Genomic DNA, 23,658 nt, shown 5'->3' with positions numbered 1-23,658 from the left:
CTATGAAAATTGTTATTGCTCCAGATTCATACAAAGAAAGTCTTAGTGCGATGGACGTCGCGATTGCGATTGAACACGGCTTTAAACAAGTTCTGCCAAACGCTGAATACATCAAACTACCAATGGCAGATGGTGGTGAAGGCACGGTGCAATCCTTGGTGGATGCTACCGGTGGTGACATCATAGAGCACGCTGTGACTGGCCCACTCGGCGAGCAAGTCAACGGTTTCTACGGTTTAATGGGTGATGGCAAAACGGCAATCATCGAAATGGCAGCAGCATCTGGCCTACATTTGGTTGAGCCAGCAAAGCGTAACCCTATGCTGACCACAACCCTTGGTACCGGCGAGTTGATCCAAGCGGTGCTTGATAAAGGTGTTGAACACATCATCGTTGGCATTGGTGGCAGCGCAACCAACGATGGCGGCCTCGGAATGGCGCAAGCTCTGGGCATTCGTCTACTGGATGAAGCAGGCCAATCGCTGGGTTTTGGCGGTGGCGAGCTGGAAAAACTGCACACCATCGACATGAGCGGCCTTGATCCTCGTCTTGCACAAGTGCGTTTAGAAGTGGCGTGTGATGTGGACAACCCACTGTGTGGCCCTAAAGGTGCATCGCAAGTATTCGGCCCACAAAAAGGCGCAACACCAGAAATGGTGGCACAACTTGATAGCAACCTTGCTCATTATTCAGAAGTAATCAAACAGCAATTGGGTCACGATGTTCTAAACCGTCCAGGCGCTGGCGCGGCAGGTGGTTTAGGTGCAGCACTGATGGGCTTGCTTAACGCAGAACTTCGCCCGGGCATCGAGATTGTGATGGACGCGGTAAACCTAACAGATGTGGTGGCTGATGCCGATTTGGTGATTACTGGAGAAGGTCGTATTGATAGCCAAACCATTCACGGTAAAACACCAATTGGTGTCGCGCGCGCAGCGAAAAAACATTCAGTCCCAGTGATCGGTATTTCAGGCTGTTTAACCCAAGACTGCGGTGTCGTGCATGAGCACGGTATTGATGCAGTATTTGCGGTGGTGAACCGTTCAGTCGATTTACCAACCGCGATGGCTGAAGCGGCTGAGAACATTGAATTAACGGCACGTAATGTCGCAGCAATGTTCGCGCTAAAAATCTAGATTCACCCAATCGAAAACAAAAAAACCGCAGACTATCAATCTGCGGTTTTTTATTTTCTATCAAACACACGAGTTCGATAGGGAAAGCATCAGCGTTTACGCAGGCTCTTGGAAGATCACTTCATCCGCTTTCTTGGTGTACTCTGCCATTTTATGGAAGTTCAAGTAACGGTAAGTATCCGCAGCCGTTGCATCAATTTGCTTAGCGTACTCTAGATACTCTTCCATCGTTGGAATCTTACCTAGAATTGCACCAACTGCAGCCAGTTCTGCTGAAGCAAGATAAACGTTCGCGCCAGTTCCTAAACGGTTCGGGAAGTTACGCGTCGAAGTCGACATCACTGTCGCTTTATCTGCTACGCGAGCTTGGTTACCCATACATAGTGAACAGCCCGGAGTTTCAATACGCACCCCAGCGCGGCCAAAGATGCCGTAGTAACCTTCTTCGGTTAGCTGATCCTTATCCATCTTCGTTGGTGGAGCGACCCACAAACGCGTATCGAGTTGACCATTAAACTTCTCAAGCAGCTTACCTGCTGCGCGGAAGTGACCGATGTTGGTCATACAAGAACCAATAAAGACTTCATCGATCTGTGTACCTTGTACATCCGATAACAGACGAGCATCATCAGGATCGTTTGGCGCACAAAGAATAGGTTGATCAATCTCAGCCAAATCAATTTCAATCACGTGTGCGTATTCTGCATCCGCATCCGCTTCCATCAACTCAGGGTTTGCTAGCCACTCTTGCATCGCCGTAATACGACGCTCGATAGTACGGCGATCGCCATAGCCTTCTGCAATCATCCACTTCAACATGGTGATATTCGAGTTTAGGTATTCTTCAATCGACGCTTGAGAAAGCTTCACGGTACAGCCCGCAGCAGAACGCTCAGCCGAAGCATCAGACAATTCGAATGCTTGCTCAACGCTAAGATGCTCAACCCCTTCAATTTCCAGTACACGGCCTGAAAATTCGTTGATCTTACCGGCTTTTTCTACCGTCAAAAGACCTTGCTGAATACCGTAGTAAGGGATGGCATGTACCAAATCACGTAGCGTGATACCTGGCTTCATTTCACCTTTAAAGCGCACCAAAATTGACTCTGGCATATCCAGTGGCATCACACCCGTTGCCGCAGCAAAGGCCACTAAGCCAGAACCTGCTGGGAATGAAATACCCAATGGGAAGCGCGTATGTGAATCACCGCCAGTACCAACAGTATCAGGCAACAACATACGGTTGAGCCATGAGTGGATAACACCATCACCCGGACGCAGTGATACACCGCCGCGGTTCATAATGAAATCAGGCAGCGTATGGTGCGTATTCACATCAACTGGTTTCGGGTAAGCCGAGGTATGACAGAAAGACTGCATCACCAAGTCAGCCGAGAAGCCAAGACACGCCAAATCTTTCAATTCATCACGCGTCATTGGGCCGGTGGTATCTTGCGAACCAACTGTCGTCATCTTCGGCTCACAGTATTGACCAGCACGAACACCTTCGACACCACACGCTTTACCGACCATTTTCTGTGCCAGCGTATAGCCTTTATCAGAAGCATTAGGATCAATCGGTTTCGCAAACAGTTCGGTCTCTTCTAGACCAAGAGAAGCGCGAGCACGGCTGGTTAAACCACGACCGATGATAAGAGGAATACGACCACCCGCACGGACTTCATCAAGCAATACACTGCTCAGTTTGAAACTTGAAATCTCAGCGCCGTTTTTGCAAACCACACCTTCATATGGGTAGATGTCGATAACATCGCCCATATTCATATCTTGTACATTCAATTCAATTGGCAAAGCGCCTGAATCTTCCATGGTGTTGTAGAAGATAGGGGCAATTTTTCCGCCTAAACAGATACCACCAGTACGTTTGTTTGGTACATAAGGGATATCGTCGCCCATAAACCAAAGTACAGAGTTGGTGGCTGATTTACGTGAAGACCCCGTACCAACAACATCCCCGACATAAGCCAGTGGAATGCCATCTTTTTGCAATTCTTCAATTTGAGTAATTGGACCTACGTTACCCGCATCATCTGGATTGATGCCTTCACGCTCCATCTTAAGCATCGCTTTAGCATGAACAGGAATATCAGGACGCGACCATGCATCTGGTGCTGGAGACAAGTCATCGGTATTGGTTTCACCAGTGACTTTAAATACTTTAACCGTGATTTTTTCTGCGACTTTATTTTTCGAAGTAAACCATTCAGCATCCGCCCAAGATTGCAGCACTTGCTGTGCGTGCGCGTTGCCCGCTTTGGCTTTTTCTTCCACATCGTAGAATGAATCAAACATCAATAGAGTATGCGATAACGCGGTGACCGCAATCGGTGCCAACTCAGCATCATCCAGCAACTCAATCAATGACTCGATGTTGTAACCACCTTGCATGGTACCTAGCAGTTGCGCGGCTTTCTCACGGCTCACCAGTGGTGATGCCACTTCGCCTTTTGCTACAGCGGTTAAGAATCCGGCTTTTACGTAAGCCGCTTCATCAACACCTGGTGGAATGCGGTTCTCAAGCAGATCAAGAATGAAGGCTTCTTCACCTTGTGGGGGATTTTTAACAAGTTCGATGAGTCCAGCAACTTGTTCTGCGTCTAAAGGTTTTGGTACAACTCCTTCAGCAGCACGCTCTTCGACGTGTTTACGGTAGGCTTCAAGCACGACTTTTTCCTCTCATTGCGGTTCCTCCGCCTATTTTCGGTGGGGAGTGAACATCCTTGGAAACTTGGCTCTCCATTGCCATATTTGTCATTCTTTTTATGACTGATAAACAGCGCCAGAGAGGCCAAACTGTGGGCGGCATGATAGCAAATTTAACGTTAAATTAAAATCTTGCCATTTTGACCAACATAGCAACTTAAGACTAAAGTTCTATGAATAATCATCCAACCGTCCCGCATCATCACTCTGAAAACAGAGTGATGTTTATCTTAACTCAGCTATTTAAAAGACGTTCCTATTATTAAATAAACCGAATCGAAATTGTGTTCTGTGCGACCATACGCCAGCATTATTGGTCCAATAGGAGAGTCAATACCGGCAAAAATAGAGCCGGCTGTGTATAGTGGCGCATCTTCAATACCAATGTCAGGATCGGACCAAACTCCGCCATACTCCACTGATGCACCTAAATAAAATGGTGCGGTAAATAAACCGAAATCATTATCAAACCAACGATAGCGATAGACTAAACTACTAAAGACTTTGTTTTGGCCAATAAGGCTATTACGAGGAATACCCGAGAGGTTTAAGAAGCCGCCAATCTCTTTGGGATCAACCGGAACCGCCGAGTTTTTACTCTGTACAAAGCCAGTATCGAGATTTGCGACCAAAGTATGGCGAGAAAAACTGGTCGCCGCGATCAATTGGGCGCCAAATTCATAGGAGGTATCTTTTTCTTCCGCCGCTAAAGAGACATTTCCTTGGCCTTCGTCGTGGGAAATAAGGTAATTGATATCGAAATAGACACCTCGAGTCGGCAAGCTAAAGTTATCTAACGTATCAATACGGTAGTTGGCAAACACACCCGTCCGCTGAAATTGGACATCGCCAATCGAAGGCAATGACGCAAAGGCACCATCTCCATCGGTGTATCGCAAGCCGATTTTAAACTCACGCCACAACGTTTCTTGGTAACCTAATGCCAGTTCACCAACCCACTCGGTGTAAGTGACCGGTAGGAAATCTTGCGTTGATTCTAAACTGGTATCATCAAAACCACTTAATGGCGCATTACGTTTCTGTTTGTTATAACGAACACCGAGCGTAGTAAACACTTTTTGCTGAGAGAAGAAGGGGCTGTAAAGCTCGGCCTCGATGGTCTTATCAGTCCCCATCTCCAAGTTAGTACGCAGTTCAGCACCGTTTTGGTTAATATCGGTAAAGTTGGTCGAAATACCAATCGAATATTGGCTATCGGTTGAGAAATCATCCTCAAGGAAAAAACGGAAGTTCATGTAATTCGGGCCCCATGACTTCTCATTTACATCGACCACCAGCACATCTTGTTGATCGATTTGATCATAGCGATAACTGATCAATTCAAAACGATCAAGCGCATATAAATCCTGCACGCTTTGCTCAAGCTCTTGCGTGGTGACTTGGCGGCCAGTATCGATATCTAAACGATTTTCCAGCAGTTCGTCACTGTAGTGGGTATGGTTGTTGATCACCACATCACTGATTTCAATTTCATCACCGTAGCGCAGTTGTTTACGTACCGCCTGTTTGTGGTCGATATAGGCTTGGTATTCCGCAGCGGTCAGCGCCAAAGCAGACAATTTATCTCGCTGCGCCATGGTGATTTGATAACCTTCTTGGTACGCCTCTGGCATGCGTTCAAATTCGGTAGTTTCCATATCACCGACATTCGGTTGCAACAACAAATCCGAATCATGAAGGGTAGCAGCTTGACGAGAGGTGCTACTGCGCACCAAATAATTGGAGAGTTGATCAGCGACGGTAAATAGATCGGTAAAGTCTTCTTCTTGCTTGTAATCGGTGCTGATATCGACCGCAATCACCACGTCAGCACCGAGATCACGAGCGACATCAACCGGCATGTTATTAGTCACGCCACCATCCACCAGCAGGTGATCGTCAAGACGATATGGGGGTAATGCGCCAGGAACTGACATGCTCGCCATCATCGCATCAACCAAATAGCCCTGATCAATGACCACTGGTTCAAGTTCAATAATGTCGGTTGCGACCGAACGGTAAGGAATAGCTAGCTCATTAAATGATTTAAATTTCGGTAGGTTACCGGTGGTTTCACGCAAGATACGCAGCATCCCTTGCCCTTGCACCACGCCGCGAGTGCCTTTTAACTCCCCCCAGCCAAAACCAATATCGGTGGTCAATTGATAGCGGTCTTCATATTCTTTATCACGAACCCGACGCTGACTACGATCAACTCTATCGCGATAGCCATTATTCCAATCTATCGTGGTAAGAAAGCTTTCGATTTCATCGGCGCTCATGCCCGTTGCATACAAGCCACCGACAAATGCCCCCATACTGGTACCGGTCACCATATCGACAGGTACACGCATTTCTTCGAGCGCCTTTAACACCCCAATGTGCGCGGCACCTTTTGCTCCACCACCAGCGAGTACGACGGCGACTTTCGTGCGAGGAGTACTTTCTTCTTGCTCCGCGGCAATCGCTGAAGATGCGATCATCCAAGGTAGCATGACCAATAATAGGCGAAACGTTTTCACAAATGATGTCCCTTTCTCATCGAACGGCTGATCGTTCAGCTTGCCGCTTAAAGACGGCTCACTGAACAATATAAGCAAATCGTTACCAGCTGAAAATATTTTTCAGCCATTGTGCGGGTTGATTACTACACTCTTTTTTCCACTGACCTTTGTTATCCCAAACTGGTAATTTAAAGGCATTCTCACAATCAAGCTGCAGATCTCCACGGCTGGTTTTCGTAAAACCGACGGTTGAGATATCTTTTGGCCACGGTAAGGTTAACTGCGTCGGAATACGATGTTGCAAATACTCCGCGTAAACGCGTAACGCGCCACTTGAACCAGTGAGTTTGGTCGATTTGTTATCATCACGGCCGAGCCAAATGGTGGTCACCTCGCGGCCATCAACGCCGACAAACCAACTGTCTTTGGTGTCATTACTGGTACCGGTTTTTCCTGCCAGTGCCGCCCAAGCAAACTGAGTATTGAGAAAACGCCCCGTTCCTTCAGCCACACCACGCTTCATAGCATAAGTCGTCAACCAAGCGGCATTTTGATCTACGGTTTGCTTGGCAATTGGCAGTGATTGATACAATACATCTCCGTCCATATCGACCACAGAGCGCAAGGCGGAAAGCTTGGCTTGTTTGCCTGAATTGGTCAGCGTTTGATACATCTGCGCCACTTGAAATGGTGTCAGAGTAAAGGAACCCAAAAACATCGATGGTACCGGGCGAATCTCATCGCGATTAATGCCCAATTTTTCAAACGTATCCACCACGTTCGGAATGCCCAATTGCATACCTAACTGCACCGTAGGAACATTCAGTGATTTTGCTAATGCAATATACAACGGCACATCACCACGGAATTTACGATCGTAGTTACGTGGCGACCACACCTTGCCTTTCGAGCCTTTTAAGCTCAGCGGTTTATCATTTAGCGTGCTAGCTAGGCTGTATTTCTCCGGTTGCTGTAACGCGGTTAGATAAACGGCAGGTTTCGCCAGTGAACCAATTTGACGGCTGGCGTTGAGTGCACGGTTAAAGCCATCATAACCGGTGCGCTTTCCTCCCACCATTGCACGTATCTCGCCACTATGACGGTCAACGGCAATTGCCGCACCTTCCAGATCTTTACCCGCCACTTTAGCAAGTTGTGGGATCTTGGTTTTAATCGCCGTTTCGAGTTCATGCTGGGAAACCGGATCAAGTGAGGTAAACACTTTCAAGCCCTTATCGGCTTCAAACGCTGCACCCACTTTCTCTTTTAGCTCAATTTGCAGTTGCTGAAAATAAGCCGGTTGGCGACTAGCAATGCGCACATTGTCTTGAATATCCAACGGACGACTGGCGGCATGATCAAATTCACTCGCCGTCAGGTAACCTTGTTGCATCATCAAGCGCAGCACCAAGTCACGGCGGGTTTTCGCTCGCTCAGGAAAGCGCACTGGGTTGTAGTAAGACGGTCCTTTAACCATGCCGACCAACAGTGCTAGCTGATCAATGCGTAACTCTTGGATTGGCTGACCAAAGTAAAGACGCGCAGCCAAACCAAAACCGTGAATGGCTTCACCGCCACTTTGACCGAGATACACTTCATTAAGGTACGCTTCAAGGATACGATCTTTGTCATAACGATAATCTAAGATCACCGCGATATACGCTTCGCGGATCTTACGCCACAAGGTGCGATCACTGGTTAAAAATAGGTTTTTAGCCAACTGTTGAGTTAGGGTACTGCCCCCTTGTACCGTGCGACCCGCTTTTATGTTCGCCACCAAAGCACGGGCAATCGCCAACGGTGAAACACCATCATGTTGATAGAAGTCGCGATCTTCGGTCACCAATAGCGCATCGACCATCACTTCTGGAAATTGCTCACGACGTAGGAATAAACGTTGTTCATCTCGATTTTTTTCTAGCATACCCAGCATCTTCGGCTCGATACGCAAATAACCAAGATCACCCGGCTTTTCCAACGATTGAATGCGCGTTAAACCTGAAGCATCGAAATGCAGCATCACATGACGATCAGGCTCTGGCCCATCGGTAAATTCAAATGGGCGGCGCATCAACTCAATCTTAGTCGAAGAAGAGGAGTATTCGCCCGGATACTTAGGCTGGCTGACCTTACGGTAGTTCAATACATCCAGCTCATTGCGCACTTCTTTTAAACTGATTTGATCGCCAGGCGCTAAATTCAAAATACGCGCATAAACCACCGTTGGTAGTTCAAACAGCTGCCCTTCGAATTTCTGCTTAACTAAGCTATCGAGATAAATACCGACAAAAAACAAAATGGCAAAGCCAACCAATGCGAGCTTCCATGTCATACCCCATAAGGTTTTTAGCCACGTTTTATTGGTTGCTGCCTTTTTCTTCTTGGGTGCGGCTTTGGCACGCTTCGCCTTTGGTTTCGCTGCGGATTTTGCTGCCGGTTTGCGCGGCGTTTTATTTTTATCGGTCATGTTTATTGGTCATATTCATCGAATAGGCTACTGATTAAAGTGTCGTTTGGTTTTGGTCGTAGCGACGTGATTAGCAGGATCGTCAGGCCAAACGTGCTTAGGATAACGACCTTTCATCTCTTTTTTAACTTCTTGGTACGCTCCTGACCAAAAACTTGCAAGATTACTGGTCAATTGTAATGGCCGTTGTGCTGGAGAAAGAAGTTCTAACACCACTGTTTTGCGGCCTTGCGCCACCGTTGGCGAACTTTGTTCACCAAATACTTCTTGCATCCTAACAGACAAAATTGGCTCATGGCCGACCTGATAACGGATCTTCTTTTTACTGCCAGTCGGCAAGACATAGTCGATCGGCAACCACTGCTCGATTTCTTGGTTGAGTGGCCAACCTAAATAAGCCAATAAAGCTTCATTAAGATTAACTTGGCTCAGCGCTTTAGCAGAGCGCACACCAACCAAATACGGGGACAACCACTGCTCAAGGTCATTGAGCAATGCGTCATCACTTAATGCTGGCCATGCTTGCTCAGGTAACCATTCACAACCACAACGCAGCCTTGCTAATAGATCACTCGCCGAGTCCGTCCAGTTTAAGCATTGTAACCCTTGGCGGCGGACATAATTGAGCAGCGCCTCACTCATTTTGTCCGCGGATGGTTGTGCCATTTCGCGGCTATCAACAATTAAATCGCCCCATTGAGTGCGCTCTTCAGCTACTAACTTGCCGCGCTTATCATCCCAATCCGCAATTTGTTGCTGGATAAATTTTTCTGGCAAGGCATTTTGCAACGCATGGAGATCAAGATCGATCGCGGAATAAATCATTGCCGCATCGCCGTGGCTGCGCATCAAATCAATCGCAATCAGGTAATCACTCGCCGCAAGCGGTTCATCGTCACGCAATTGTGCACCGTGGCCATTCGCCAAGAGATAACGACCACCTTGTTTACTACGGCTCTGTGCCACGCGATCGGGAAACGCCAACGCTAGCACCAGCGCGACTTGCATTTCCTCAACCTCAGCAAGAGAAAAACTCAGCCCTAACTTGCGCGCAAGACTCTGCGCTCGCGCTTCAACGATACGTTGCTTGGTGTGTTTGCGCGCTTTAAAACGCTGCACTGAATGAGCAAAATCCACAACATTGCGTTCTGGCTCTTCGAGCAATGCCGCAACCGCTAAAGCGGTCGTTGGCCAATGGTTTGGTCTACCATGATCCAATTGCGTCGCCTGCACCAACATCGCCGCGATACGCGGTTCTAAACCCAGCTTTTGCGCACTTTGCCCCATTGGCGTTAATTGGTGTTTGTCATCCACTAAACCAAGCGAAGAGAGTAAACTACGCGCTTGTGCCATTGCGCTATTAGGCGGCAGATCCAACCAATTCAACTCACCCGCATCAAGGCAACCCCATTGCGCCAGTTCCATCGCTAATGAAGAGAGGTCACTATGCAGGATCTCAGCCGCAGGTACAGCAGGTTGCTGCGCTAATTGTCCTTCGCTGTACAGACGTAAACAGATGCCCGCCTCTGTACGGCCTGCACGGCCTGCGCGCTGTTCAGCTGACGATTGGGCAATACGCACTTGCTCAAGCTTAGTAATACCAGTTTTTAAGTCATATTTGGCAATGCGCTCTAAACCAGAATCGACCACCATGCGAATGCCTTCAATCGTCAGTGATGTTTCAGCAATATTGGTCGCTAGCACCACTTTACGCCGTCCCGTAGGTGCTGGATGAATAGCCGCTTGCTGCTGTTCGAAGCTCAATTGACCATATAAAGGGCAAATATCAACATCACTTGGCAGCAAACTGGATGACTGCAACTGCTGCTGTAATTGCTGAATTGCACTAACCCCAGGAAGAAAAGCCAGCAGGGAGCCCGATTCGCTATTCATCAGGCTATGGATGTTTCTTACCATTACATCAACAAAGCGTTCATTCGCTTTAAGTGGCGCGTAACGAAATTCAACAGGATAGCTACGGCCTTGCGATTGCACATAACGAGATTGTGGCATTAAACGCGCTAACGCTTGTTGGTCGAGTGTTGCTGACATCACCACCAACTTTAGGTCATCACGCAGCGCCTCTTGGATTTCTAAACACAGGGCTAAGCCCATATCAGCATGGATACTACGCTCATGAAATTCATCAAAAATAATTAAATCGACACCATTGAGTTCAGGATCACTTTGAATCATCCGCGTCATGATCCCTTCAGTCACAATCTCCAACTGCGTCGCTTGACTCACCTTATTCTCACCACGAACACGGTACCCGACACGCTGCCCTACCGTTTCACCGAGTTGTTGTGCCAGATAGCGAGCGATATTACGCGCGGCTAAACGACGAGGTTCGAGCATGATAATTTTCCCGCTCACCGCTTGCTGTTGCAGTAGCTGTAAAGGGAAAAAAGTCGACTTACCTGCACCAGGGGCGGCTTTAAGGATGAGTTGGTTACAATCGCGAACACCAGAGAGAAGCTCTGGCATCACGCCTTCAATCGGCAGTTGTGACAATGGATAGGCCTTATGATGTAATGGAAGCCACATTGTATAGAAGAAACGTAACCAGACCAAAATGAAGTTCCTCCCTCCACTAGAGTCCGCTACGCTATTAAAGCGTTATAAACGCTTCTTAGCCGACATTCAGTTTGATGACGGCAGTGAACGCACCATTCATTGCGCCAATACCGGAGCCATGACGGGGTGTGCGACACCCGGTGACAAAGTCTGGTTTTCGACCTCAGACAACCCAAAACGAAAATATCCCAATAGCTGGGAGTTGAGCCAAACTGCCACTGGTCACCGTATCTGTATTAATACGGCACGTGCGAATCAGTTAGCCGTAGAAGGAATTCAACAAGGTGTCATCACCGAGTTACTCGATTACGAGCAACTTCAAACTGAAGTGAAATATGGTCAAGAAAATAGCCGGATTGATATCTTGCTCAGTGATCCGCAAAAAGCAACATGCTATATAGAAGTGAAAAGCGTGACACTATTGGCGGAAGAGAGCCAAGGACAAGGATTTTTTCCCGACGCAGTGACAACTCGAGGGCAGAAACACCTGCGTGAGCTGGCGGAAATGGCGAAAAATGGGAAGCGATCTGTACTTTTATTTATTGTTTTACATTCGGGGATTGAAAAAGTATCTCCCGCACACCATATAGACGCCAACTATTCACAATTACTCAAAATTGCGATCGAACAAGGAGTGGAAGTGTTGTGCTATAAGGCGCAGCTTTCAGAAAGTGAGATAAAGCTCATTAACGCTGTGGAATTTAACTATCACTGCTAAAAAATGATGCCGTCTTCACAATGACAATAACTTTACGCAACAGTGTTTGCCTCCTAAAGTTCTTTTTGCTATAGATACCCGCCTTAAATTAACTGCTCAAGCAGTTGACTAGGTGTTAGGAGATACTGCATGTCAGAATTAAAGAAAAAAGCGATAGGCATCCTAGCCATTGCAGGCGTTGAACCTTATCAAGAAAAGCCAGGTGAAGAGTACATGTCACCTGAGCAAATGGCTCACTTTAACCAAATTTTACAAGCTTGGCGCAACCAGCTAAGACAGGAAGTTGATCGTACTGTTCACCACATGCAGGATGAAGCGGCGAACTTCCCAGATCCAGTTGACCGTGCTTCGCAAGAAGAAGAGTTTAGCCTAGAGCTACGCAACCGTGATCGTGAGCGTCGCTTGATCAAGAAAATCGAAAAAACATTAACTAAAATCGAAGAAGACGATTTTGGTTTCTGCGAATCTTGTGGCGTTGAAATTGGCGTGCGTCGTTTAGAAGCTCGTCCAACTGCAGATCTTTGTATCGACTGTAAAACACTTGCAGAGATGAAAGAAAAGCAGATGCAAGGTTAATCTTGCCAGCCATTAAGTGAAAAGGGAGCAGATATGCTCCCTTTTTGGTTTCTTCACTTCTTTGTTCGGTTTCATTATGAGTTACATCGGTCGCTTCGCTCCCTCCCCTTCTGGCCCGCTTCACTTTGGCTCTTTAGTGGCCGCTCTGGGCAGTTATTTTCAAGCCAAAGCCCATCAAGGCCAGTGGTTAGTCAGAATTGAAGATATTGACCCACCCAGAGAAATGGTGGGCGCGTCAGATCTCATTTTGCGCACATTAGAGGCTTATCAACTGCATTGGGATGGTGAAGTGGTTTACCAAAGCCAACGTCATCAGCTCTACCAAGATCAAATCGAGCAATGGCTCGCGAGTGGTCAGGCTTACTATTGCCAATGCAGTCGAAAAGAGATCAAACAAGCAGGTGGGTTTTACTTAGGCACCTGCCGCGATCTGAAACTCTCTGCCACAACACCTTGTGCGATTCGCCTACGCATGACAAAACCTGTGTACGATTTCGTCGACCAAAAGCATGGTCTGCTGACGATTCCGACCACTCTGGCTGATGAAGATTTTATTATAAAGCGTCGTGATGGCTTATTTGCTTACAACCTTGCGGTAGTATTGGATGATATTGACCAAGGGATCACTCAAGTGGTGCGAGGGGCAGACTTGATTGAACCGACTGGACGTCAAATCAGTCTCTATAAAATGTTAGGCAAAACCCCTGTTAGCTATCTTCACCTGCCTTTAGCATTGGGTGAGAATGGTCAAAAATTATCAAAACAAAATCATGCTCCTGCGGTAGACAATCTCAATCCTAAGCCCGCATTATTAGAAGCAATGCACTTTTTAGGCTTTGATTTAGAAAAAGATTTAGCAAACGCTTCCTTAGCAGAAATCATCCATTGGGGCGTACAAAATTGGCATACTAAGCAGCTACCTAATACAACAGAGATCACGCCGAGATTCTCAAATCGGCCTTGTTAAGCTATTATTAGCCGCAAATTCGCCCTTGGGCGCCAGAATTTAATGGAAACAGAAGCGGTTTAATGACCGATTTTGTCAAAAGCACATGAATAAAAACGACTATACACCAAGCGAGCTAACTAGCTTTCCGGAGCTCGCTCTAAATATTATTACTCGAGAAGAGCACAATATTTCGCGCAAGCAAATCAGTGACAATGCACTGAAGGTGCTATACCGACTTCATGGTGCAGGCTTTGATGCATTTCTTGTTGGCGGCGGCGTACGCGACTTATTATTAGGTCACTCGCCAAAAGATTTTGATATCGCGACCAATGCGACGCCAGAGCAGATTCGCCATTTGTTTAAAAACTGCCGCCTAATTGGCCGCCGTTTCCGCTTAGCGCACATTATGTTTGGCCGCGATATTATCGAAGTCGCAACTTTCCGTGGTCACCACCAAGAGCCAAGCAAAAATGTCGCAATGCAATCAAAAGAAGGCATGCTGTTACGCGATAACGTCTATGGCACCATTGATGAAGATGCAGAGCGTCGTGATTTCACTATCAATGCGATGTATTACAACATTGGTAACTTTGCCATTCACGATTACGCTCGCGGCAATGAAGACCTCGAAGACAAACTGGTCCGCCTAATCGGTGATCCAGAAACGCGTTACCGTGAAGATCCGGTACGTATGTTGCGCGCGATCCGCTTTGCCGTAAAACTTGATTTTGATATCGAAGAAGATACCGCAGCGCCAATCGAAGAGTTAGCGCACCTGTTAAAAGAGATCCCTTCAGCGCGTTTGTACGAAGAGTCGCTTAAAATGCTACAAACTGGCTACGGCCTTGAGACGTACCATTTAATGCGTGAATACAACCTCTTCCAACCGCTATTCCCAACGGTATCGGAATTCTTCACTGAAGAGTACGATTCACCAGCGGAACAGATGCTTGATCTCGTTTTAGATTCAACCGACCAACGAGTTGAAGAAGGTAAACGCATTAACCCTGCATTTATGTTTGCGGCCATGCTGTGGTACCCACTGCAAGCGAAAGCAAAAGAGCTAATGGAAACTCGTAAACTGTGTGATTACGATGCCATGATGGAAGCAAGTAACATCATCCTTGATGAGCAAGTGCGCACCATCGCGATTCCTCGCCGTCATACCGCAACCATTCGCGAAATTTGGCAACTGCAATTACGCTTGCCTCGTCGCAACGGTAAACGCGCTTTCCGTTTAATGGAGCTCAACAAGTTCCGTGCAGGTTACGATTTCTTAGAAATGCGCGCTGAAATCGAAGGTGGCGAAACCGAAAAACTGGCAAAATGGTGGAACACTTTCCAAAATGCCGGTCGTAATATTCGCCAAGAAATGGCCGCAGAATTAGACAGCGAGCCAGCGGCGAAAAGCGGCCAACGTCGCCGTAAGAGCAACAACCGCAATCGACGTAATACGCGTAAAAGCAGCAACGCATCATGATCACCGCCTATATTGCTGTCGGCAGTAATATGGCTGATCCTGTTGCACAAGCGAATGTCGCGATTGAGGCGCTAAAACAGCTGCCTAGATCAGAGTTTGTTCAGGCCTCAATGCTCTATAGTAGCACGCCAATGGGGCCACAAAATCAACCTGATTACATCAATGCGGTCGTGGCTATTCAAACCGAATTAACGCCAATTGAACTGCTCGATTGCACCCAAGCAATTGAACAAGAACAAGGGCGTGTCCGTAAAGAAGAGCGCTGGGGACCAAGAACCTTAGATCTCGACATTATTCTTTATGGCAATGAGGAAATCGATTCCGAGCGATTAACCGTTCCACATTATGGAATGCGTGATAGAGAGTTTGTGCTCTATCCGCTTGCTGAAATCGCCCCTAATTTAACGCTCCCTGACGGGACTGAGCTTGCACAACTGCTACAAAAAGTTGACCGCAATGGACTCAGAATTTGGCACTCATAGCCAGCTCCTATTAAGGATAATTAATGAAAAAAATTACCATCAACGATCTTATTAAGTGGAAACAAGAAGGTCGTAAATTTGCCTCTTCTACAGCGTATGACGCAAGCTTTGCTCAACTATTCGAGCAACAAGAAATGCCTGTCCTGCTGGTCGGTGATTCGCTCGGTATGGTGCTACAAGGCCAATCAAGCACATTACCTGTCACGGTAGAAGATATTGCTTACCACACGCGCTGTGTGCGTGCTGGCAGCCCAAATTGCTTACTTATGGCTGATATGCCATTCATGAGTTACGCAACGCCTGAGCAAGCTTGTGAAAGCGCAGGCCAGCTGATGCGTGCTGGTGCCAACATGGTCAAGCTTGAAGGTGGTGATTGGTTAGTTGATACCGTAAAAATGCTGACTGAGCGCGCTGTACCTGTGTGTGCTCACCTAGGTTTAACCCCTCAATCGGTCAACATTTTCGGTGGTTTCAAAGTTCAAGGTCGTGAGCAAGAAAAAGCTGACCGTATGGTACGTGACGCTCTTGCTCTGCAAGAAGCAGGCGCACAAATTGTGTTGCTTGAATGTGTACCGCAAGAACTAGCAGCACGCATTACCGAAGTGCTCGATGTTCCTGTGATTGGTATTGGTGCAGGCAACGTGACAGATGGTCAGATCCTTGTGATGCATGACATGTTCGGCATTGCAGCGAACTACATGCCTAAATTCTCGAAAAACTTCCTAGCTGAAACTGGCGATATGCGCAAAGCCGTTACTAAATACATCGATGATGTAGCCAGTGCCGCATTCCCAGATGAAGCTCATACGATTGCCTAGAGGATATCATCATGCAAACATTTGCTGACATTTCAGCTCTACGCGAGCAGATCAAACAGTATAAGCGTGACGGTCGCAAAGTCGCTTTTGTCCCAACCATGGGCAACCTTCACGAAGGTCACCTCACGCTGGTTCGTAAAGCACGTGAATACGCTGATATCGTGGTAGTGAGTATCTTCGTCAACCCAATGCAATTTGAGCGCGCAGATGACCTTAATAATTATCCTCGCACTCTAGAAGACGACTTAAACAAGCTCAATGGCGAAGGTGTCGAGTTGGTTTTTACCCCAACACCTGAAACCATCTACCCTGAAGGTTTAGAAAGCCAAACATCGGTTGATGTACCAGTACTGTCAACCATGCTTGAAGGTGCGTCTCGTCCTGGTCACTTCCGTGGCGTATCGACCATCGTGACGAAGCTTTTCAACATCGTTCAACCAGACGTAGCTTGTTTTGGTGAGAAAGATTTCCAACAACTGGCGATCATCCGCAAGATGGTGGAAGACTTGGCGATGGATATCGAAATCATCGGTGTTCCAACCGTACGTGAAATGGATGGCTTAGCCATGAGTTCACGCAACGGCCTGCTCACGCTCGACGAACGTCAACGTGCCCCTGTTTTAGCTCGTACTATGCGTTGGATCAGTAGTGCGATGCGCGGTGGCCGTGATGATTACGCCTCAGTGATTGAAGATGCCAGCGACCAACTACGCGCTGCCGGCTTACAACCGGATGAAATCTTCATTCGTGATGCTCGCACACTACAAACCATCACAGCAGAAACCACTCAAGCAGTGATTCTGATGTCAGCTTTCCTAGGTAAAGCTCGCCTAATTGATAACCAAACGGTTGAGATGGCGACTGAAGCGAAAGAAGAGGCTGATACTAGCGAAGAGAACTCTCCAGAGAGTTAGACTCAACCGCTAGCGACAGGCATAAAACAAAAAAGGTTGGCACATGCCAACCTTTTTTATAAATGTTCAATTAGAAACAGCAAAGCTTTGAGAATCTAAAAACATCTCGTAACTAACCACCTTACTTCTCTAGCGAAGCGCTCTACCCTCTCGCTTCTTCACACCCTACGAACGTAAGCCAATGCCTTTAGTCACTAGGTAATGAGCAATCGCGTACAACACGACAACAAACACTCCCAGCACACCAAATGAAGTGACAATGCCAACATCGGAAACACCCAAAAAGCCGTAGCGGAACGCATTGACCATATAGACGATTGGGTTAATCTTCGAAATGCCCTGCCAAAACTCAGGCAACAAACTGATCGAGTAAAACACGCCACCCAAATAGGTTAGAGGTGTCAGTACGAAGGTTGGGATGATTGAGATATCATCAAACGTGCGCGCATAGACCGCATTGATCAAGCCACCCAAAGAAAAAACCACTGAAGTCAAAAAGACGGTAGCAATGATAATGCCCCAATGATCCACTTGTAGGTCAACAAAAAACAGCGACACAAACGTCACGATTGTCCCCACCAGCAAGCCCCGCACCACGCCGCCCATGACAAAGCCAAGAATGATGACGTAGTTTGGTACTGGTGCAACCAATAGCTCTTCAATATTGCGTTGGAACTTAGAGCTGAAGAACGACGATGCAACATTGGAATATGAGTTGGTGATCACCGACATCATGATCAAACCCGGTACGATATATTCCATATAGCTAAAACCGTTCATTTCGCCAATGCGTGAACCGATTAAGTTACCAAAAATAATAAAATAGAGCGTCATCGTGATCGCAGGTGGAACAAGAGTTTGAACCCAAATTCGCGTAAAACGATTGATTTCTTTAGTCAATAAGCTACAAAAAGCCGTCCAGTAAAGTTGATACATATTATTCGCCTCGGCTTTGTTGCTGAACAATGCTGACAAACAGCTCTTCCAATCGATTGGCTTTATTGCGCATCGACATCACCTGAACACCTTGCTCACTCAACTGAGCAAACACATGGTTAAGACCTTTATTCTTGGCAATTTCAATTTCAAGCGAGCCATTGATTTCATGTTGAGAAATGACCCCTTCTAACTCTGGAAGAGTTTGCTCCGTATCAACATCAAGAATAAACGTTTCCACATCCAGTTTAGAGAGCAACGCCTTCATCGAGGTGTTTTCAATCAACTCACCACGATTGATAATACCGATGTTACGGCACAGCATTTCTGCCTCTTCAAGATAGTGTGTGGTCAAAATAATCGTAATACCTTGCTCTGAATTGATCTCTTTGAGGAATTCCCACATTGAGCGGCGCAATTCAATATCCACCCCTGCGGTTGGTTCATCAAGGATCAGAAGTTGTGGCTCATGCATCAAGGCACGCGCGATCATCAAACGACGCTTCATACCACCAGAAAGGTTACGCGCGCGCTCTTTGCGCTTGTCCCACAAGTCTAACTTGGTCAGATATTTTTCAGCGCGTTGCTTAGCAAGCGACTTGGCAACGCCATAGTAACCCGCTTGCTGCATTACGATTTGTTCAACCGTTTCAAACGGATTAAAGTTAAATTCTTGCGGTACCAAACCAAGATTCTGCTTTGCTCGTTCAAGATCGCTATCGATATCAAAGCCAAAAATTTTAACCTTGCCTGAACTCTTATTTACCAACGAGGAAATAACCCCAATCGTGGTTGATTTACCCGCGCCGTTTGGCCCGAGTAAAGCGTAAAAATCCCCTTTTTCCACATTCAGGCTAACACCTTTCAATGCTTCAAATCCGCCAGCATAAGTCTTTCTTAGCTGATCTATTTCTAATGCGTACATAATCGCTCGCTTGTTGTGACCAACCGCTTTTCGATGACAAAGCGGTTAGCGACTATCAATTTCAAATCAGTTTATCGTCGAATAACGATGATTACAAATAAACCTTTCGAATAAGTTCGAAACATTTAGCCTAGCGATAAATAAAAAGACCGTAAGATCTCTCTTACGGCCTCAATTAAATCACTAATCTATTGGTCAAATTAAACGGTAATCATCTGATGTTCATCCGTTTCAACATGTTTAATCGCAGCACGTAGCGCTTCGTAACGGAACGAGTATATGTTTTGCCCCGGCACTAAATCGAGAATGTGGAATTTCTCTAATTGCTGCCAAATCTGTTTATTCGGACAGAGTAAATACACCGCACAATGAGCATCAAGCGCATCGTTAATCGCATTTTCCAATGCCAGACCAACGGTGACATCAATCATCGGCACATCGGTCAGATCAAGAATCATCGCTTCATATTCATCAATACTGCTGTGCTGACGAGAAATCGCTTTCGAGACACTAAAAATCATCGGCCCTGACAGATAGAAAAACAGTACCTTGCCATTTGCTTGGTCAAGTAAGCCACGTTCACTTTCCGTCAGTGGTACATCGTCTTCATCAGCATCACTGATGGCTTTAACTTGGCGCGCCTGCTCACGGCTCAAGCGTTCAATGATGATAATATTGGAAATGAAAACCCCCAATCCCACCGCAGCAATCAAATCAACAAACACCGTCAGTAGCATCACGCCGTACATGATCGCCATACCCTGCACACTCACTTTGTGTGCTCGTTGAATAAAACTCCAATCAAGGATGTTAAAACCAACATAGACCGCAATACCGGCCAGCACCGCCATTGGAATCGGCTCGGTTAAGCCCCCCGCGACAAGGACCACCAATGCCAGCATCAATGCACGAATCACCCCAGAAAGTGGCGAGCGTGCTCCAACTTGAATATTGGTCACCGTGCCCATGGTGGCACCTGCCCCTGGCAATGCGCCAAACAAGCCAGAGAGCATATTCGCAAGGCCTTGACCACGCAGCTCTTTATCAGAGTCATGCTCTTTTCGAGTTAATGAATCACCGATAACCGCCGTCAATAAAGTATCAATACAGCCCAATGTTCCCAGCACCAAGGCATCAATCACCATGGTGGTAAACATTTCTGTATTAATGTGCGGCACGACTAACGAAGGCAACCCGGCAGGGATTTCACCAATGCGGCGAATCGCATCGTTATCAAACAAAATAACCGAGAGTAACGTCACCGCAACTAATGCGACTAATTGGGCAGGCACGTATTTGCGGTATTTCGATGGAAAGAAAAATAAAATTCCGAGCGTTAGCGCGCCCAAAAACAGTTCACCAAATTTCACGTTAGCCAATGTATCGGGCAATGCAGACAAAGTGCCCATCACCCCGCCAGAGGGCGCTGCGTGGCCTAATAACGGCGAGAGTTGCAAAATAATAAGAATAACGCCAATCCCCGACATAAATCCGGAAATCACGCTATATGGCATCAAAGTGACGTATTTTCCCAGCTTTAACGTACCGAGTAATACTTGAAAAGCACCGGCCATCATCACTACGGTAAACGTCATCGCCATACCCGTCTCTGGGTACTTAGCCATCATGCTGGTCAATACCGCAGTCATGATCACTGTCATTGGACCTGTTGGTTCTGAGATCAGCGTTGATGAGCCACCAAACAGTGCCGCAAACAAACCAACCATGATCGCGCCCCACAAGCCAGCTTCAGCCCCGGCTCCGGAGGCAACACCAAATGCCAGCGCCAATGGCAAAGAGATGATAGCGGTCGTCACACCACCAAACAAATCTCCCTTCAAATTGATCTCTTTAAAACGATCTCCAAACAACATATCGCTCCCTGCAATAGTAAACAGCCAAACCGATTTATATTACCAAACGTTACTAGCGATACGACAGTGTTAATTACATCACACACCTATAACAACTGATAAATTTGGCATAAAAATGACTAAGTTTATGATTTTGACTACAGCAACACGTCAGATGAGTGCATTTTCATGCATTTTTTTAGAGAATGGCTTTGTAACATTGTGTATATTGTTGAGCAGAAACTTTAGGGATATAAGTAACGACAATGCCGAAAATGAAACAGTTGTTCGACAATAACTCGAAATGGTCTGAAGAAATCAAATCAGAACGACCTGAATATTTTACCCGACTTGCGGAAGGGCAAAAGCCTGACTTTCTCTGGATTGGTTGTTCTGACAGCCGCGTACCAGCAGAACGTTTAACCGGATTATTTTCTGGCGAGTTGTTTGTACACCGTAATGTAGCAAACCTCGTAGTGCATACTGATCTTAACTGCCTATCTGTGGTGCAGTACGCAGTGGATGTGTTGAAAATCAAACACATCATTATCTGTGGTCACTATGGCTGTGGTGGTGTCAATGCAGCGATTGATAATCCGCAATTGGGTCTGATCAATAACTGGTTGTTGCACATCCGTGATATCTATATCAAACACCGCGCTTACCTTGACCAAATGTCTGAAGCAGATAAAGCCGATAAACTGGGTGAGATCAACGTAGCAGAGCAAGTGTATAACTTAGGCAACTCAACCATCATTCAGAATGCTTGGGAACGCGGTCAAGAAGTTGAAATTCACGGTGTGGTTTATGGCATTGATGATGGGCGTTTGCAGTATCTCGGTAATCGCTCCAACTCGAAAGAATCAGTAGAAGCTTCTTACCTCTCTTCATTGGAAGCGATACTTAACCCTGATTTCAAACTGCTGTGTCGCTAATCGCTCAGCTTATACAGATGAATACATAGCAAAAAGCCCACCACGTTACCGTGATGGGCTTTTTTAATCTTTCCACTCAAGCATTATTAAGCCATTGGCTTATTCTTGAGGAACCACTTTACCGATGTATGGTAGGTGACGGTATTTTTGGGCGTAATCGATACCCACACCAACAACGAATTCATCTGGAATTTCAAAACCAATCCACTGTACTGGTACATCGACTTCGCGACGAGAAGGCTTATCTAGCAAGGTACAGATTTCAATCGACTTTGGCTCACGTAGCGAAAGGATTTCGCGAACTTTGTTCAGCGTGTTACCCGTATCGATAATGTCTTCAACCAGCAGCACGTCTTTGCCTTTGATGTCATCATCAAGGTCTTTAAGGATGCGTACGTCGCGCGAGCTTTCCATGGTGTTGCCATAGCTAGACGCAGTCATGAAATCAACTTGGTGAGTAAGTTCGATAGCACGTGCAAGGTCAGCCATAAAGACAAAAGAACCACGTAGTAGACCAACCAAGACAAGATCTTCACTGCCTTGATAATGAGCCGTGATCTGTTTACCTAATTCACGCACACGTTCCTGAACTTCCTGCTCAGAAATCATTACTTCTATTGTATGTTTCATACCACTCTCGCTTGTCATTTTTAGCGTCTAATAATAGTAGCTCAGACACCGTTGGGCGTTTGCAAGCGCGTAGTTTAACACCAGCACAGAAAGAGAATAAACCTCAAGCGACTACAATTCTCTGAAACGAGCGAAAAACAGTATGACCTTTCGCACGTTACTAACAAAATTGATTATTAAGTGTACTGAAAATGTTGACCCTAACCATATGCACCATTACACTCATAAGCGCGATATACAATTAATAAAATACTAATTAGGGCAAAGCCCATTTACTAAGATGCGCCTTATTTTCCGGGGTCAGCAGTACTCTTATTCCATTGATATCGCTCAAATTGAATAAGAGAACCTAAGAATGATGATGTGCATGGATGTAATCAACTCATTTGGCAAGGATTTAAATTAATATGGACTCTATAGCAAAAAGACCCCGCACCCGACTCTCGCCCAAAAAACGTAAGCAACAGCTGATGGATATTTCTCTGGATGTATTTGCGCGCCGTGGGATTGGTCGTGGTGGTCATGCCGATATTGCGGAAATTGCACAAGTATCGGTCGCAACGGTATTCAACTACTTCCCAACACGTGAAGACTTAGTCGATGATGTATTGAACTATGTGGTACGTCAGTTCTCTAATTTTCTTTCAGACAATATCGACCTAGATTTACACGCCAAACAGAACCTCGCGAATTTGACATCAGAGATGGTTAATCTCATCGCTGAAGATTGTCATTGGCTTAAAGTGTGGTTTGAGTGGAGCGCGTCAACCCGTGATGAAGTCTGGCCACTGTTTGTTAGCACCAACCGAACTAACCAGTTATTAGTGCAAAACATGTTTATCAAAGCGATGGAGCGCGGCGAAGTGTGTAACGATCATGATCCTGCTGATCTTGCAACGCTATTCCACGGCATTTGTTATTCACTGTTTGTGCAAGCTAACCGCCACACCGATGAACAAGCGATGTTGAAACTAGCGGACAGCTATCTAAACATGTTGTGTATTTATAAAGAAGAAGCGTAATTCCTCTCACAG

Annotated in this window: 18 protein-coding genes; 10 read left to right on the top strand and 8 right to left on the bottom strand. The window is 46.4% G+C overall.

What is annotated here, in order from left to right:
- Positions 1-2 precede the first annotated feature (2 nt).
- Positions 3-1,136 (top strand): glycerate kinase, encoded by a 1,134-nt coding sequence (locus RJD38_RS09090; protein ID WP_065545697.1) that lies wholly within the window; start codon positions 3-5, stop codon positions 1,134-1,136.
- Positions 1,137-1,232: 96 nt separating this feature from the next.
- On the opposite strand, the gene acnB is transcribed toward RJD38_RS09090, so the two are convergent.
- From acnB to hrpB, 4 genes are all read right to left on the bottom strand, one after another.
- Complete coding sequence (gene acnB, locus RJD38_RS09085; RefSeq protein ID WP_065545698.1) at positions 1,233-3,821, bottom strand: bifunctional aconitate hydratase 2/2-methylisocitrate dehydratase; 2,589 nt, start codon at positions 3,819-3,821, stop codon at positions 1,233-1,235.
- 278 nt (positions 3,822-4,099) lie between these two features.
- Positions 4,100-6,382 (bottom strand): patatin-like phospholipase family protein, encoded by a 2,283-nt coding sequence (locus tag RJD38_RS09080; protein ID WP_406852374.1) that lies wholly within the window; start codon positions 6,380-6,382, stop codon positions 4,100-4,102.
- Positions 6,383-6,464: 82 nt separating this feature from the next.
- Positions 6,465-8,831, bottom strand: coding sequence for a penicillin-binding protein 1B (gene mrcB, locus RJD38_RS09075; protein ID WP_065545699.1), 2,367 nt, complete (start codon positions 8,829-8,831; stop codon positions 6,465-6,467).
- Positions 8,832-8,858: 27 nt separating this feature from the next.
- Entirely contained in the window at positions 8,859-11,345 is a 2,487-nt protein-coding gene (gene hrpB, locus RJD38_RS09070; RefSeq protein ID WP_065545996.1) for an ATP-dependent helicase HrpB, read from the bottom strand.
- Positions 11,346-11,406: 61 nt separating this feature from the next.
- On the opposite strand from hrpB, the gene sfsA reads away from it, so the two are divergent.
- From sfsA to panC, 7 genes are all read left to right on the top strand, one after another.
- On the top strand, positions 11,407-12,126 hold the full coding sequence (gene sfsA / locus RJD38_RS09065) for a DNA/RNA nuclease SfsA (RefSeq protein ID WP_005593205.1): 720 nt from the start codon (positions 11,407-11,409) through the stop codon (positions 12,124-12,126).
- 129 nt (positions 12,127-12,255) lie between these two features.
- Positions 12,256-12,702: an RNA polymerase-binding protein DksA gene (dksA, locus tag RJD38_RS09060; protein ID WP_005593204.1), complete on the top strand. Its 447-nt coding sequence runs from the start codon at positions 12,256-12,258 to the stop codon at positions 12,700-12,702.
- 76 nt (positions 12,703-12,778) lie between these two features.
- Positions 12,779-13,669, top strand: a complete 891-nt coding sequence (gene gluQRS, locus RJD38_RS09055; RefSeq protein WP_005593203.1) for a tRNA glutamyl-Q(34) synthetase GluQRS — start codon at positions 12,779-12,781, stop codon at positions 13,667-13,669.
- Between the two features lie 85 nt (positions 13,670-13,754).
- Entirely contained in the window at positions 13,755-15,131 is a 1,377-nt protein-coding gene (gene pcnB, locus RJD38_RS09050) for a polynucleotide adenylyltransferase PcnB (protein ID WP_005593201.1), read from the top strand.
- Positions 15,128-15,613: a 2-amino-4-hydroxy-6-hydroxymethyldihydropteridine diphosphokinase gene (gene folK, locus RJD38_RS09045; protein ID WP_005593199.1), complete on the top strand. Its 486-nt coding sequence runs from the start codon at positions 15,128-15,130 to the stop codon at positions 15,611-15,613. The genes pcnB and folK overlap by 4 nt, the downstream gene beginning before the upstream one ends.
- A gap of 23 nt (positions 15,614-15,636) precedes the next feature.
- Positions 15,637-16,431 carry a 3-methyl-2-oxobutanoate hydroxymethyltransferase gene (gene panB / locus RJD38_RS09040; protein WP_005593198.1) on the top strand — a complete coding sequence of 265 codons (795 nt, stop codon included), beginning with the start codon at positions 15,637-15,639 and terminating at the stop codon, positions 16,429-16,431.
- Positions 16,432-16,442: 11 nt separating this feature from the next.
- Positions 16,443-17,345 (top strand): pantoate--beta-alanine ligase, encoded by a 903-nt coding sequence (gene panC / locus RJD38_RS09035; RefSeq protein ID WP_065545700.1) that lies wholly within the window; start codon positions 16,443-16,445, stop codon positions 17,343-17,345.
- Between the two features lie 165 nt (positions 17,346-17,510).
- Here panC and RJD38_RS09030 read toward each other — a convergent pair whose 3' ends face one another.
- The 3 genes from RJD38_RS09030 to RJD38_RS09020 form a co-directional block, all read right to left on the bottom strand.
- Positions 17,511-18,281 carry an ABC transporter permease gene (locus RJD38_RS09030; protein ID WP_005593196.1) on the bottom strand — a complete coding sequence of 257 codons (771 nt, stop codon included), beginning with the start codon at positions 18,279-18,281 and terminating at the stop codon, positions 17,511-17,513.
- A gap of 1 nt (position 18,282) precedes the next feature.
- Positions 18,283-19,206, bottom strand: coding sequence for an ABC transporter ATP-binding protein (locus RJD38_RS09025; RefSeq protein WP_065545701.1), 924 nt, complete (start codon positions 19,204-19,206; stop codon positions 18,283-18,285).
- A 200-nt stretch (positions 19,207-19,406) separates the two neighbouring features.
- A complete protein-coding gene (locus RJD38_RS09020; protein WP_005593194.1) occupies positions 19,407-21,080 on the bottom strand; it encodes a SulP family inorganic anion transporter in 1,674 nt (557 codons plus the stop codon).
- Positions 21,081-21,325: 245 nt separating this feature from the next.
- Here RJD38_RS09020 and can point away from each other — a divergent pair, with 245 nt between their 5' ends.
- The gene (gene can / locus RJD38_RS09015; protein WP_367971231.1) at positions 21,326-21,994 is read left to right on the top strand and encodes a carbonate dehydratase; all 669 of its coding nucleotides are present in this window, start codon (positions 21,326-21,328) and stop codon (positions 21,992-21,994) included.
- Positions 21,995-22,093: 99 nt separating this feature from the next.
- Here the strand turns inward: can and hpt are convergent, their stop codons facing one another.
- Complete coding sequence (gene hpt, locus RJD38_RS09010; protein ID WP_005593192.1) at positions 22,094-22,624, bottom strand: hypoxanthine phosphoribosyltransferase; 531 nt, start codon at positions 22,622-22,624, stop codon at positions 22,094-22,096.
- A 407-nt stretch (positions 22,625-23,031) separates the two neighbouring features.
- Here hpt and RJD38_RS09005 point away from each other — a divergent pair, with 407 nt between their 5' ends.
- Complete coding sequence (locus RJD38_RS09005; protein ID WP_005593191.1) at positions 23,032-23,646, top strand: LuxR/HapR/OpaR family quorum-sensing transcriptional regulator; 615 nt, start codon at positions 23,032-23,034, stop codon at positions 23,644-23,646.
- The last annotated feature ends 12 nt before the right edge of the window (positions 23,647-23,658 follow it).

The organism is Vibrio scophthalmi, assembly GCF_040869025.1.
Classification (GTDB): domain Bacteria; phylum Pseudomonadota; class Gammaproteobacteria; order Enterobacterales; family Vibrionaceae; genus Vibrio; species Vibrio scophthalmi.
The sequence above is the reverse complement of the archived record's forward strand: the minus strand, read 5'-3'. Positions and strand labels throughout refer to the sequence as shown.